Annotated in this window: 1 protein-coding gene; it reads left to right on the forward strand. The window is 62.8% G+C overall.

Features of this window, described 5'->3' with window-relative positions; all coding sequences use genetic code 11:
- Positions 1 to 239, forward strand: a 239-nt coding sequence (gene msrB / locus ACQG3P_RS22935) for a peptide-methionine (R)-S-oxide reductase (protein ID WP_426806333.1), incomplete at both ends; no start/stop codon positions are given.

The following is a 239-nucleotide window of genomic DNA, read 5'->3' on the forward strand; positions in this document are numbered from 1 at the left end:
TCCCCGTTCTGTGGGGTGTTCCTGGACAACAAGCAGGACGGCGTCTACGGCTGCCGCCTGTGCGGCCTGCAGCTGTTCCGTTCCAGCACCAAGTTCGACTCCGGCACCGGCTGGCCGAGCTTCTTCGCCCCGATCGACCCGGACCATGTGCGCGAAATCCGTGATGTCAGTCATGGCATGGTGCGAACTGTAATCGTTTGCGCCCGCTGTGACAGCCATCTCGGTCACGTGTTCCCGGA

Source organism: Stenotrophomonas sp. SrG, from assembly GCF_050031795.1.
Taxonomy (GTDB): domain Bacteria; phylum Pseudomonadota; class Gammaproteobacteria; order Xanthomonadales; family Xanthomonadaceae; genus Stenotrophomonas; species Stenotrophomonas rhizophila_A.